This window comes from Flavobacterium sp. NPDC079362 (assembly GCF_050267765.1).
In the GTDB taxonomy this organism is placed as follows: Bacteria; Bacteroidota; Bacteroidia; order Flavobacteriales; family Flavobacteriaceae; genus Flavobacterium; species Flavobacterium azizsancarii.
This window is the reverse complement of record NZ_JBNNFM010000047.1, coordinates 17,972-32,048: the sequence shown is the minus strand read 5'-3', so window position 1 is coordinate 32,048 and position 14,077 is coordinate 17,972. Positions and strand designations below refer to the sequence as shown.

General features: G+C 34.3%; 15 protein-coding genes. 1 reads left to right on the top strand and 14 read right to left on the bottom strand.

The window, feature by feature from the left end; all coding sequences use genetic code 11:
- Positions 1-226: 226 nt before the first annotated feature.
- From ACQKCJ_RS22935 to ACQKCJ_RS22925, 3 genes are all read right to left on the bottom strand, one after another.
- Positions 227-670, bottom strand: coding sequence for a hypothetical protein (locus tag ACQKCJ_RS22935; RefSeq protein WP_271337077.1), 444 nt, complete (start codon positions 668-670; stop codon positions 227-229).
- A gap of 111 nt (positions 671-781) precedes the next feature.
- Positions 782-1,141: a hypothetical protein gene (locus tag ACQKCJ_RS22930; protein ID WP_271337076.1), complete on the bottom strand. Its 360-nt coding sequence runs from the start codon at positions 1,139-1,141 to the stop codon at positions 782-784.
- A gap of 111 nt (positions 1,142-1,252) precedes the next feature.
- Entirely contained in the window at positions 1,253-3,580 is a 2,328-nt protein-coding gene (locus ACQKCJ_RS22925) for a GH92 family glycosyl hydrolase (RefSeq protein ID WP_427403005.1), read from the bottom strand.
- Positions 3,581-3,758: 178 nt separating this feature from the next.
- Here ACQKCJ_RS22925 and ACQKCJ_RS22920 point away from each other — a divergent pair, with 178 nt between their 5' ends.
- The gene (locus ACQKCJ_RS22920) at positions 3,759-4,382 is read left to right on the top strand and encodes a M949_RS01915 family surface polysaccharide biosynthesis protein (protein WP_271337074.1); all 624 of its coding nucleotides are present in this window, start codon (positions 3,759-3,761) and stop codon (positions 4,380-4,382) included.
- Between the two features lie 295 nt (positions 4,383-4,677).
- On the opposite strand, the gene ACQKCJ_RS22915 is transcribed toward ACQKCJ_RS22920, so the two are convergent.
- From ACQKCJ_RS22915 to ACQKCJ_RS22865, 11 genes are all read right to left on the bottom strand, one after another.
- Positions 4,678-5,280, bottom strand: a complete 603-nt coding sequence (locus ACQKCJ_RS22915; RefSeq protein ID WP_427403004.1) for a GNAT family N-acetyltransferase — start codon at positions 5,278-5,280, stop codon at positions 4,678-4,680.
- A gap of 569 nt (positions 5,281-5,849) precedes the next feature.
- Positions 5,850-6,383 carry a hypothetical protein gene (locus ACQKCJ_RS22910; protein WP_427403003.1) on the bottom strand — a complete coding sequence of 178 codons (534 nt, stop codon included), beginning with the start codon at positions 6,381-6,383 and terminating at the stop codon, positions 5,850-5,852.
- Between the two features lie 28 nt (positions 6,384-6,411).
- Positions 6,412-6,768, bottom strand: a complete 357-nt coding sequence (locus ACQKCJ_RS22905; protein ID WP_271337071.1) for a hypothetical protein — start codon at positions 6,766-6,768, stop codon at positions 6,412-6,414.
- A gap of 363 nt (positions 6,769-7,131) precedes the next feature.
- Positions 7,132-8,310: an AIR synthase related protein gene (locus tag ACQKCJ_RS22900; protein ID WP_271337070.1), complete on the bottom strand. Its 1,179-nt coding sequence runs from the start codon at positions 8,308-8,310 to the stop codon at positions 7,132-7,134.
- A gap of 165 nt (positions 8,311-8,475) precedes the next feature.
- Entirely contained in the window at positions 8,476-9,960 is a 1,485-nt protein-coding gene (locus ACQKCJ_RS22895; RefSeq protein WP_427403002.1) for a carboxypeptidase regulatory-like domain-containing protein, read from the bottom strand.
- Positions 9,961-10,021: 61 nt separating this feature from the next.
- Positions 10,022-11,383: a CsgG/HfaB family protein gene (locus tag ACQKCJ_RS22890; protein ID WP_271337068.1), complete on the bottom strand. Its 1,362-nt coding sequence runs from the start codon at positions 11,381-11,383 to the stop codon at positions 10,022-10,024.
- Position 11,384: 1 nt separating this feature from the next.
- Positions 11,385-11,789, bottom strand: coding sequence for a curli production assembly/transport component CsgF (locus tag ACQKCJ_RS22885; RefSeq protein WP_271337067.1), 405 nt, complete (start codon positions 11,787-11,789; stop codon positions 11,385-11,387).
- Between the two features lie 15 nt (positions 11,790-11,804).
- Entirely contained in the window at positions 11,805-12,107 is a 303-nt protein-coding gene (locus ACQKCJ_RS22880) for a CsgE family curli-type amyloid fiber assembly protein (RefSeq protein WP_271337066.1), read from the bottom strand.
- 23 nt (positions 12,108-12,130) lie between these two features.
- Positions 12,131-12,535 (bottom strand): curli-like amyloid fiber formation chaperone CsgH, encoded by a 405-nt coding sequence (csgH, locus tag ACQKCJ_RS22875; protein ID WP_271337065.1) that lies wholly within the window; start codon positions 12,533-12,535, stop codon positions 12,131-12,133.
- 8 nt (positions 12,536-12,543) lie between these two features.
- Entirely contained in the window at positions 12,544-13,065 is a 522-nt protein-coding gene (locus ACQKCJ_RS22870) for a hypothetical protein (RefSeq protein ID WP_271337064.1), read from the bottom strand.
- A gap of 70 nt (positions 13,066-13,135) precedes the next feature.
- Positions 13,136-13,987: a hypothetical protein gene (locus ACQKCJ_RS22865; protein ID WP_427403001.1), complete on the bottom strand. Its 852-nt coding sequence runs from the start codon at positions 13,985-13,987 to the stop codon at positions 13,136-13,138.
- Between the last annotated feature and the right edge of the window lie 90 nt (positions 13,988-14,077).

Below are 14,077 nucleotides of genomic sequence, written 5' to 3'. Positions count from 1 at the left end.
CCATTTTAGCCCAAATTTACATTTTTCAAGAAACACTCTGTAAATCTACTAGTATAATAAAAGAAAGAGGTCGTCTTTTCAGACAACCTCTTTTTGTTTATTTAAGTCCTATTTGTCATTTCGACCGAAGGGAGAAATCACACTAGAAATTCCGCAAAGTAGTTCGCCAATCTTTGTCGATTTACGCGTGTGATTTCTCCCTTCGCTCACTCTGACAAAATCATGCTTATTTCTTCACCGGAAACTTCCAGTCAAACTCGTCTTTACCGTTGATAATCGCACCGATTTCGAACTTTACCACTTCGTCGAATTCTGTTTGAAGAATAAACCAATTGTCTTCATTGAAATAGTTCTCGAAAGTATCAAAAGTTTCCTGAGTGTATTTTGTAATTTCTTTTGTTGCCAAATCTTTCTTTACATCCGCAATTTTTCTTCCGATTAACTTGAACCCGAAAACTTCAAGATCATTGCTTGAAGCTACTAAATAACCTAATTTCAAGTCTTCTTCCTGATAAAATGTCAATCTGATTTTGTGTGCATTGTATACAAAAATCACATTGTCATCTTCGTCTACATAATTTTTGTCCGGTTTTCCCAAAGCAGCCGTTACATCATTTTGCTTCATTCCGAAAAGCAATTTATCAATTCCTGATTTTAGATTTATTTTCATATTTACTTTTATTTAAAGTGCAAATTTCGGGAAGTTTTTGCAAACTAAACCATATTGTTTACTTTTTATCAATTATTCTAAAACTAAAAAACTTAATTACGAATTATATTGTTATTTTATTCGTCCAACTTTTTTAGCAACTTTTATATAATCTTCAGATTCAACAAAATCTATGTGCTCTGAAATTATTTGTTTTAAAGAACCTCTTTCTTTTTCAGATATCTTTGTTCCAAATTCAGCAGATTTAATCTCTGAAAGTATTTCTTTTTCCAATTCTGATCTTATTTCAACCTCCTTTTCATTCAAAACCAGACTGCCTGGTAATTGCTCCCTCAAAGCCCGACTTGAAAAAATAACTTTTTGTACAAATTGAACTTCATAAAAGGTTGATTGATTCTTTTTTATTTCTAATATAAGAGTCCCACCATCCATACAAACACCTACATTTTCAATTATTATGTTCTTTTTCATATCAAAATTTAACTTGCTAATAATTCTAAATGGCCGAATGAACAGGGTGACACTAAAATGAAATCAGTATAAATCCGTTTAGCCCGATAAATCCGTGGGCAAACTTTAATTTTAATAATTCTTCTTATTCGGTTTGGCACTCATATAAAACGTAATTTTCCCACCATTAATAACATCTGCATGTTTTAAGAAAGGTTTGTCTAATTGTTTTCCGTTCAAAAGTACTTTACTCACAAACACATTTTTATCCGATTGATTTACGGTTTCAACTTCATAAGTTTTTCCGTTATCTAAATTAAAAACAGCTTTCTTTACCAACGGACTTCCCAATGCATATTCATCAGAACCCGGCGCAACTGGGTAAAATCCTAAACTGCTAAAAATATACCAGGCACTCATTTGCCCAAAATCGTCATTTCCGCCTAAACCGTCAGCACCATTTCGGTACATTTTTTTCAGGATCATTCTGATTTTGTCTTGTGCTTTCCAGGGCGAATTTGTCCAATTGTATAAATAAACTACATGATGCGAAGGCTCATTTCCGTGAACATAGTTCCCAATGATTCCTTCTCTTGTAATATCTTCTGTGTTTTCAAAATATTTATCCGGCAAATGCATACTGAACAAAGAATCTAATCTTACGTTAAACTTATCATTTCCTCCCATCATTTTGATCATTTCGGTAGGATCCTGCGGAACATACAAACTATAATTCCATGAATTTCCTTCGATAAAACCTTGTCCGTGCGTGTCTAATGGATCAAACTCTTTTTTGAAAGTTCCGTCATTTAATTTAGGACGCATAAAACCAGTTTTAGAATCGTAAACGTTCTTATAATTTTTAGATCTTTCGATGAATTCGTTATAAACATCGGTTTTCCCTAACTTTTTTGCTGCCTGAGCAATCGCCCAATCATCATAAGCATATTCTAAGGTTTTAGAAACCGAAGATCCGTTTTTATCTTCCGGAACATACCCCATTTTCATATAATACTCTAACCCGTCATAATAAGGCACTTTAGCCGTATTAACACAAGCCTGAAGTGCTTTTTCTCTGTCAAAATTTCCATTCCCTTTTACAATCGCATCAGCAATTACTGAAACAGAATGATAACCAATCATGCACCAATTCTCATTGGCATAATGCGACCAGATTGGCAGCATTTTGTGCACACTTTGATCTGAATGCGCCAACATCGAACTGATCATATCTGAGTTTCGGGCGGGCTGAACCAAATTAAATAAAGGATGTAAAGCTCTATAAGTATCCCACAAAGAATAACTCGTATAATTTTTAAAGTTCTCCGCCTTATGAACGTTCATATCCAGACCTTTATAGTTTCCGTCTAAATCCATGTATTCTGTTGGACCCAAAAAGGCATGATACATTGATGTATAGAAATTGACTAAATCTTCTTTCTGAATAGTTTCAATCTGAATTTTATTCAATTCGTTATTCCAAACTTCCTGACTTTGTTTTTTTACCTTTTCAAAATCCCAACCCGGAACTTCCTTTTTCATATTCTCCAATGCTCCGGCAGAACTTACAGGAGATAAAGCCATTTTTATTTTGATTTTCTCTCCTTCTTCAGTATTAAAATCAAAAAACAATTTCAGGTTCTGACCTGCCATTTCTGGAAAGTTTTTGGTTTGATCAAACCTTCCCCAAAAACCTTTGTAGACACTTTTTTCAAGAGGCGCTTGTCCGTAGCTTTTAATTGGCTTACTAAAAGACATGGCAAAATAAACTGTTCTGGTTCTCGCCCAACCATTAGTCTGGCGATATCCTGTAATCAGAGTATCGTTCTCAACGCGAACAAATGTCCAGACATTCTTTTTATCGTAATTGTAAATTCCGGAGGTCAAATCGAGAATAATATGCGCTTCATCTGACTTTGGAAACGTATATTGATGCATTCCAACTCGCGTTGTTGCCGTAAGTTCAGCCTTAATTTTATGATCTTCAAGAAAGACGCTGTAATATGCAGGCTCTGCTTTTTCGGTTGTATGTGAAAACGCAGATCGATAACCCGATAATGGTTTTGAAGCTACTCCCGGATTCAATTGCAGTTTTCCGGTTGTGGGCATAATCAAAAAATCTCCTAAATCAGAATGTCCTGTTCCGCTAAAATGGGTGTGACTAAATCCCACAATCGTTTTGTCTTCGTATTGATATCCCGCACAAAATTTATAGACATCGCCATTGTATTTTCCGTTTAAACTGTAAGCAATCGTATCGGTTTCCGGACTTAACTGCACACTCCCAAACGGAACCGTTGCTCCAGGGTAAGTGTGCCCCATTTTTGCCGTGCCAATCATGGGATCAACGTACTGAATCAGATTGCGTTTCCCGATTGTTTTTTTCTGTGCATTTGCACCATAACCAAACATCAAAAATGACAATCCAAAAAGAAAACTTTTGCAATTTATTCTATTCATAAGATATTTTTTAATCATTGTTTTTTGCCTAAAAGCTGTATCAGATATTTACTAAAACGATTTACCAATAATTTCAGGATAGAAAATTACAATAAAATATGCTTTTTAAAAAATATAAATTGTTCCAGACTAAAATGCTTTTAAATATCTTTGAACTATTCAAAAACATCATTTATATATGAAAAATTACATTTTATTTCTAATGCTTTCTTATACTACATTTGGTTTTTCGCAAAAAACAGACAGTTACAGATTGACAAAACAAGAAATCAATCAAAAGGAGCTCAATCAACTTTCTGATTTCCCGATTTATAAAGCATTTGAATTAGATGATAAAAGTGGTGTGTATGAATTGCTTTTGTGTGAAAACAAAAAGAATATTACTCAAAATGACACTTTAAACACTAAAATTCAGGCAATATGTGTCATGGCTGATCATGGGGGTTTTCTTGAAAAATGGAGAATCAACGATCTGCTTGAACCCACTGATCCAAAAGAAACTACGATTTGGTTCTGGACAAAATATTGCAACACAAAAGATCTTGATGGCGATGGCTACATAGATCCTGTAATTGTGTACGGAACAAAAACGGAGTATGGAGGAATAAGACGCGTTAAAATTATTACTGTCTATAAAAACAAAAAATATGTAATACGGGCTGTAGAATGTGACCTGGATTACTGCAGAAATTTCAAAAAAGATAAAGACTGGAATTTATTACCTCAAAAAATAAAAACCCACATTGATAATTTAGTTGTAAAAATGAGAAAAGAACAAGGTCTTATTTTGCAGGATGGATAGCAAAGATTAAATTTCAATTTTTTTAATTCCAAATTCCAAATTCCAAAATGGGAATGGGAATGGGAATGGAAATGGGAATGGCCAAATCATTATTTATTATTTATATCTAAACTGGACTAAAGTCCAGCCCTACAATATGGGACGAACCTATGGTTCTTTTTTATGATCGCTTGGTTAGACTGGACTAAAGTCCAGCCCTACAATATGGGGCGAACCTACGGTTCTGTTTATGTTTGCTTTCTTAGACTGGACTAAAGTCCAGCCCTATAATATGGATCGAAGCTGCGGTTCTTTGTTAGAGTTTTTGTTTTAGGTTTTCTTTTACCTCATCGAACCACTCGTTTCTAAGAATACTTAAAACGATCGAATCACGGCGTATTTCTTTATTTATTGTTGGCATATGATTTCTTAGAACGCCTTCGACTTTACAGCCAATACTTTTCATGGCGGCAATACTTCGTTCGTTAGCGTTATCAGCACGAAATTCTACGCGTTCCATTCCAAGTGTTTCGAAAGCAAATTGAAGTAATAAATATTTGCAATGTTTGTTGAGTCCGGTTCCTCTAAAAGCTGAACCATACCAGGTAAATCCTAACTGAAGGGTTTTGAACTCCAGATTCATATCGTAAAATCGCGTTGAACCCGCGTATTTTTGAGTTTTTTTATCGAAGACAATAAACGGAAATTCTCTTTTATCTTCTCGGTTTTTTATTGCCGATTGAATGTATTTGATCAGATTTTCTTTTCCGTCTGCTCCAACTAATGAATATTTCCAGGTTTCGGGTTCATTGATCGAAATTTCTAATAGATTATAGACATCGGATTCTTGTAATGGACGTAATAAAACTTGTTCGTCTTCCAGGATTATATTGTCTGAGAAATTGAAATTTATATTCATTTTTTTATTTTTTGCGACAGATAAAATTGATTTTAAAGATTAAAAAAAACTTTAATGTTAGTGTTTTCTGGTTTACTAATGTTGTCCCTACGGGACAAATGAGGAATTCGTAAAATATGCTTCTACCAATATTTAATCTCTACGAGATAATTATTTTGCTTGGTATATTTCGTTGATCTACATCTCCACAACATCTAATGTCTACGATATATTTTACTTTGATTGTCATATTTCGTTGATTTACATCTCCCAATATCTAATCTCTAAGATATAATTATTTTGTTTGGTATATTTCGTTGATCTAGATTTAGCGACATCTAATTTCTACAATATGTTTACTTTTATTGACATATTCGTGGATCTAATTTAAATTTAATTACCTGATATTTTCTTTAACAAAATACTTACTCCGATAGGAGTTATATATTGGTAGAAAACAAAAGGAGGATCCGTAAAATTGTCCCGTAGGGACTACACTTACTAATCTATAAAATATTTATGTTATGTATTATAACTATTTCACTAATATCAAAAAAAATACTCAAAGATTCGTAAAGTTATACATCAAATTAATGAAATCGTTTATTATCCTTAATGCCTTTAATTTGCCAAAGGATTCCCAGAAATAATCCCACTGCGCCTCCTAAATAACTAAAACTATGCATCTCAGAAACTGCAATAAAACTTTTTACATTATGAATTTGAAGTGGAAAACAGCAAGTCGAATATAATCTTGAAAAACCAAGAAACCCATAACATAATCCTATCAAACCAAATGTAATTGATGTCCCTAAGATAACTAAAGTTGCCTGTTTTATGCTTTTTATCATTTGCCTGATATTTGAATAAAATAAGCTTATAATGGTAAATACAAGACCTGAGATTAATCCCATCCACCAAGTTGACCAGGCACCAATTATTGAAGCTGTTAATCGCGGAGTGTCCTGACCATATTGAACAAAGCCAAATCTTTCAAACAATACTTCTGTAAAAAACTCATTAGAAACAGAATATGTAAATTGATTGTGAATTGCACCATAAAACATTGCAATGATAATACTCAGGAAAATAGAAGTTATAAATACGAGTGTTTTTTTTATCAATTTACAAATAGTATAATATCAAGATTACTTATTCACTCATTTCATCATAACGCTCGGGAACTTGCGGATCATATAACGGACATTTGAATTCTTCCATCACCTCTACCAATTTATTCATGGTTTTGCCTTCGGTTCCGTAACAGTCGATTTTGACACTTTGAGGTGTTGTGATTACCTGAAAAGCGCCTTTTCCTGAAGTATTTTGCCAGCTGTTTTCATCGACTTTTTCCCATTTAGAGAATACCGAAGCGATTCTGTTCATGATCACCTCAACCGGAAGCGTTTCAAGACCTTCAACGTGTTCTTTTTCTACAAGAGCTTCATAAACTTCCTGATGGTTTAGGTAAACCTCTTCTAAATATCTCCAAAAAAGTAATTCGTACATAGCCTGGTGTTTTTTAGCCCCGATAGTAGTGAAAATCCTTTTGTGCCGGGGTTCGGCACGAAAGATTGTAACGGATAGCGGGATTAGCTCCTAAAAAAGCTAATGGTTATTATTTTTATAACGTAATCATTCTTAATCTTAACTAAATTGAAGACTGAAAATGGATTTCGAGGGCTTCGACTTCGCTCAGCCTGACATTCGGCATTTGAATTCGCATAGTTTTCTATCAACTTTGAGGGAGACGCACTGCTGTGCGCCTCTACACCTTAGATGATGATTAAATTCTAATTTTTGTTTTAATAGAGATCAGAATCTTTATAACTTAGAATCTTAGCAACTCAGAACCTTAGAACCTTTAAAATATTAATATACGAATGTTCCGTATTCGCTGGTAATAGTAAGTTTTTTAGCATCTGCTGCTTCTACTCTACCTACGATTTGTGCATCGACATTGAACGATTTTGAAATCGCAATAATGTCTTGTGCAATGTTTTCAGGAACATAGATTTCCATACGGTGACCGCAATTGAAAACCTGATACATTTCTTTCCAATCTGTTTTTGATTGTTCCTGGATTAATTTGAACAATGGCGGAACCGGAAATAAATTGTCTTTTATAATATGTAAATTTTGTACGAAATGCAAAATTTTAGTTTGTGCTCCTCCACTGCAATGCACCATTCCGTGAATTTCGTTTGGCGTATAAGTGTCTAAAATTTTCTTGATAATTGGCGCGTAGGTTCTTGTTGGAGAAAGTACCAACTGACCTGCGTTTATTGGGCTATTTTCTACCTCATCAGTTAAGTTTACCTGACCTGAATATATTAATTCTTCCGGAACAAGGGCATCGAAACTTTCAGGGTATTTTTTTGCTAAATATTTTCCAAAAACGTCGTGACGGGCAGATGTTAATCCGTTACTTCCCATTCCGCCATTATAGCCTTTTTCGTAAGTTGCCTGACCAAAAGATGTCAAACCAACAATTACATCGCCAGCTTTGATATTTGCATTGTCTACAACATCGCTGCGTTTCATACGGGCCGTTACGGTAGAATCTACGATAATGGTACGAACAACATCCCCAACATCAGCAGTTTCTCCGCCAGTTGAATGAATGGTTACTCCAAAAGATTTTAATTCGTTGATTAATTCTTCTGTTCCGTTGATGATTGCCGAGATAACTTCGGCAGGAATTAAGTTTTTGTTTCTTCCTATTGTTGATGAAAGTAAGATATTATCTGTTGCGCCAACACATAATAAATCGTCGATGTTCATGATTAAAGCATCCTGAGCAATTCCTTTCCAAACCGAAATATCGCCTGTTTCTTTCCAGTACATATACGCCAGAGACGATTTTGTACCCGCTCCGTCAGCGTGCATGATTAAGCAATATTCCTCGTCCTGGGTAAGGTAATCCGGAACGATTTTGCAAAATGCTTGAGGAAATAAACCTTTATCGATATTTTTTATGGCGTTGTGTACGTCTTCTTTTGATGCCGAAACACCTCTTTGTGCGTACCTTTTGCTAGAATCTGAACTCATGAAACTTAGTTTGTGTTGATGTGGTGCAAAGATAATCCCTTTTTTTAATTCTTTGGACTATACTATTTAAAATTGAATATTTTGATTCATAAAAAAATTCGGCAGGTTAGATAACGCTGCCGAATTTCTTAAGTAAAACCGGTTTAAAATTTTGGTTACTATAAATTATTCCCAATCTGGCATTGCCGCTCCAGAGAACAAGACTGTTCTGGAATTGACAACTCCTATCGTCGTTTTTACGATGCTTTTTGTCGAAAGACCATCATTTGATGTATTAGTAAAAATTAATTCTGATTCGTTTGGAGAATAGCGAACATCCAGATCATTTGTTCCTAAAGTTTTTTCTGTCAGGATTTGAGTTAAAACTCCGGATCCAAAACTATATTCGAAAATTTTAGAATCCAGCTGACGATAGTTTAAGTTTTCGAAGCCTGCTACATCTCTGGTATAAACTAACTTTTGTCCGGTAACTGAAAAATTTAATCCGCCAACCGCTCCTGTTTGTCCTGACAAAATTGTAGCTGTTACAACTCCTGATGGATTTATGATATAAATTTCAGCATTATAACCATTGGCATCATTTACTTTTAAAGCAATTTTTGATCCATCGGCACTCCAATCACATTCGGATATAAATTTACCATTAGGTGTTTGGAATACTTTAGTCAAACCACTTCCGTCATTATTAATTTTGTACAATTTGTCGAAGTTAGGATAGATAATTTCACTTCCTGAAGCATTCCAGCAATAGCCTATATAATCTGAATTAAAACCCGCAACAGGAACAGAATTTGTTATTTTCTTAACTTCGGTTCCGTCAAAATTCATTGTATAGATATCATTTTGAGAACCATTTGTTCCTATAAAGGCAATTTTCTTTGCCTGATTGTTTCTTCGTGGGCGCCAATAGTTTTTAGCAGCACTTGTTAATTGATATTGTTTACCGGCATCATCAGCAGTAAAAATGACATTGTTATCGTTTATATTTTTGACAAACAAATATCTGGTTGCCGGAAAAGCAAGGGTAGTAAACGAACTTACAACGCTTAAAACAGGAGTATTTACTCCATCAGTAACTTCAATCTGCCAATAGTATTTTGTACCATAAATTAAATCTGTCAGGGTTAATTTTGGTCCTTTTATGGCATCATAAACTTTTATATCGCTGTTACTATCATTTCTAAGAGTAACTTTAAAAGTTAATTCATCTTTATCCGGATCTGTAGCTGTCCATGTTAGATCTAATGATACTGCCTGGGCTGTACTATTATCAATTGGACTTACCAATACGGGAACTGTTGGTGGTTTGTTGTTAGCTGTAGCTTTTTTAAGTTCAAAAACAATTTCTGAAGTATTGTTTGCTGTAACGGTTGTGGCTTCAAATTTTGCCACAAAACCATCTTTTTGAGCCTGAAAGGAGTATTCTCCCACTTTTACGTTGGAAACCGTAAATTTCCCTTCAGCATCTGTAAAAACTGTACTTGTAGTTGGGCTCGAGAGTATTTTTACATTTTCCATAGGTTCAAAGGTATCTGCATTAACGACTCTTCCGCTAACGGTACCATATCCCAGTTCTCCTATTTTCTCTTCGCTACATGAAACCAAAAACAATAAAAAAAGTACGCTTGCTATTTTGTATAAATACTTCATTATTAATTTGTTTTTAAATTTAAAATCTTTAGTTATATCTTAAAATTTAGTCTTGAGACTTTTATTTTTTCTTTTTTGCGAAATAATAAGTAAGTCCTATCCCAAATTTATAATAGTAATCATCTCGTGTTCCTGCCTTTATATAATCGACGTTATCACTAAAATTAATATTTTGCTCTGCAAATAACTTTACTCCTATTTTATCTGAGGCCAGATATTCAAGACCTAAACCGTATTGAATTTTACTATATCCATTTTCAAATTTTCTATTTGTGGCATATCCTCCTCCGCCATACAAATAAGGTGTAAAACGATCTTTAGGGAGTAAAAGCCATTCGAGATTAAGATCATAGGTGATATAACCAACGTCGAGTAAATTTTTATTGGCGAGATTGACCACATTTGTAGATGCACTGATATTAAAACCGGGCGTTATAAAGAATTTTAAAGCTCCCCGCCCAAAAGGTCTTAAAAGCGGATCCTGATAATCTCCGTCCATCAATGTTGCCCCACCTGAAATTTCGATAGCAAATTTACTTCTTCTGTTTTCTAATTCTCGTCCGTAAAGTGATGTAACATCGGCAGTTTTAGTTTCTTCAGCATAAGCTTTCAGCAAATTATCAACTTCCCATTTTGGTGCATCTGCCTGCCAGATATTATCTTTTATTCCTTCTAAAACAAGAGATTCAACAGCTTTTTCGATTGCTTCTGTTACTGCCATATGCACAGGTTCGTTTGTAGTATATCCTGTTTCAACTTCTAGCAATCTTTTAAAATTTACATATCTGAATAAACTTTCATCAATTGCCTGAGACAAAATGGTTTTGGAGATATAGACTGATTTTAAAATTTTTCCGTTCGATGTTGAGATCATTCTTAAATAAACCGTAACACGATCCTGACGGTATTTTACAGAAGCCCCGGCTCCAAAATATCTGGCCCCAAAACCTCCGGTGATAATATTAGAATCATACGAAACGATTCCACCCTCTAATAAAACTCCGGCATATAATAAAGGTGTTAACTGGGGTTCGTTAGGATTGGCGTTTTTTACATATTCCTGACGTGTTGCCCGAATCAGATTTCGTTCCTGTAATAGATTACCAATATTTTCGCGCTCAATAGGCACAAACCATTTCGAATCTTCAAGCGCTTTTATTAATATTGATGTTGCGCCCTGAGTTACGGCAGTACTAAAACTGCTTCCGTTTTCCTGAGGTTTATATTGTCCTGTCTGGTCTCTGAATTTATAGACACCAACGACAACGGGTTCTTTTGGTTTTGGCAAATCTTTTAGCAATGAAGTAGCAGGAGTTCCTTCTCCTAAAATTGCTTTTTCGACTCCGGTTGGCTGATTAAAATAGGCACCGCAACCCGAAAAAAGAAATCCGAATAGAATAAGTAAGTAGTGATGTAATCTCATATTATTTATTTGGGATGATGACTTGGGTTTGTTCTCCTGTATTGGTATCTAAAATATTTAGTGTGAGTCCGTCTGCAGATGGGTAAACATCTACAGAATAGCTTCCAAAAGTATAGGAACCTTCCTTAATACCATCAGTACCAAATTGTTGTTTGTAGAGAGAACTGGAAATCTGACTTAATAACTGGGCATTTAAATTTGCTTTAAATCGTTCTAAATCAGTTTGTGGTGTGGTTACGGCAGTTTTATCTTTCTGCTTATTTTGAGCTTCTGCGCTGCTCAAGAGCCATTGATAATTGAATGTATCGCCTCCAAAAGCCGGATTTACCGGTTTATAAACTAAAGCCTGCGCGTTTATAAACGGAGAAAGTAGTAGCGATACTACGAGGGTTATAATAAATTTCATGACGCTAATAATAAATTAATACTGAGTGAAATATTTTCGCTGTTTTTCTTTTTCTTTAAAATAAGTAAAGGTGGCATTTACAGATTCCTCTGCAACGGCGTCTAAAAATTCGTCATCCGGTCTGGCTAAAAACTCATAAATAACCTCATTATCGATGGTTATTGTTATGGCTGTATTTCTTGCAAAACTATATTCTTCACCTATTGTTACTATCTTTTCAGCATTTATTCCAATATCATTGTACCTGTAATAATACCGATCATAAAAATCTTTACCAATTTTTGTTTTGGTGTCATCCGTAACAATTCCTCTTAACACAAATCCGTCAACAGGAAGAACTATTACATCGGCTTTTTTTTTTCCTCACCCAGAACTACACGATCTTTTGCTATTATTTGCTTGTCTTCATCATAAAACAATAATAAAACGATTACCTCATCATCTTCTGAAAGATTGATTTGTGAGGTTGATAGCTTTTGTCGTTCATTGGGCTGTAAGGTAAAAACACCAACTTGGTCATTATTAGACTGATTATTACTTTTACTATTGTTTTTTATAACAGACATTTTATAGGCAGCACTTCTGATTACATCTGTAAGATTTTCAGCAGTACCTGTAATTTTTACATTGCCTTCGATTTTCTCTATTTCCAGTTTTGCTTTTATTTTGTCCTGGGGAACCTGACCATATAGTATGGCAGTAAAAAACAGAAATAAGAAAATAATATGTCGGTATAGAAAACGCATGTTTAAATTTATTTATTGATAAGAATTATCGAAGCTCCATTTCCTGTCTGGGTAATTTTCATATTCTTAGACATTGAATTGGTTCCGATATTTTGAATGTTTTGATTGTCTCCTTTTTGGATCATTTCCATATTTACATTATAATTGGTATACAATGTAAAATCTGAAATTTTGTTATTATCTCCTCTTTGCACTACATTTTGCGTGATTGTTTTAGCATTTTTATCTAAAAGTAATTGATTACTATCTCCAATTTGATTGACAGCAACTTTGGTTTCTTTTGATTTTAAAAATGCTGTCACTGTATTTAAATCTCCTATTTGCTGTATGTTAATACCGGATTGGATTTTTTGATTTAAATCATTTTGAGCTTTTTTATCCATTGAGGAAACGACACTAAATGCGACTTGTTTTGAATTAAAAACAGCCGAACTATAGTTTTTAAAATCTGAATCATCCTCTTTTTCCTGCGCATTGAGCACTGGCAAAAAAAGTAACAGAATTATACTATTTAAAATGAAAGCCTTCATCTTTATTTATTTAAAATTAAAAAATGAGATAGTTACGTTCTGCAACTATCTCATTTGTTTTTTTACAGTATTAGTTACTTTGAGTAACAGTTATTGTATTTGTATTTCCTTTTGAAAATGCAATACTGCTGTGAGAATCTCCTGTTTGTAAAATAGTTGCAATATTTTTATTACCTATTTGTAATACATCTTCAGTTAACTTAGTACCGTTTTGAGTTGATGTTGCATTATTTTCATCTCCATATTGATAATGGTTCGAAGTGTTTTTATCAGCTGCAGTTGTACCGCTTGGAGAAGTTTGAGTTTGTAAAGAAACATTTTTAACCCCTCCCTGACTTGCATAAGCTACATTGTTATCTCCGTTTTGAATTTGAGTTGCTGAGTTCTCGCTATGAGGTCCAAACGGAACAAGCACTCCTGCAACATGCCCTAACTGAGTAGCATTGAAAGGAAGCCCTGTTGGTTTCTCATTTCCTGTTGTACCCTGGTCAACGGTAGCAGTGTTATTATTTCCTGTTTGAGTTTGAGTTGCAGTATCATGCCCTCCAAGTGCAGAAGGATGAGAAGCTTCAGCTATTTGATCTTGCCAAACTGTAGCTTTGTTCCAATCTCCTGTTTGAGTTTGATACGCTTTGTTATCATGATTACTCTGAGAAATAAATGCACCATTGTGATCTCCTTTTTGTTTTACATCAGCTAAATTGCTTACAGCTGTATAAAGCCCTGGCTGAATTCCCTGATAAACTTCTGATTTGTTATTATCTCCTAATTGATCAACAGTAGAACCATTTGTTGTTCCGTGTTGATTTACAATACCAGTGTCAGTGTTACCCACTTGATTTACTGATGATGTGTTTCCCTGTGCAAAAGCCGCTGCCCCTACAAATAGCATCGCTGAGACGCTTAAAATTACTTTTTTCATAATAGATATATTTAATTGGTTATTAATACAACTTATTATGTAGGTCAGTGTGATTTGGGGAAATCATCGCATCAAAAATTTTCATTCGAA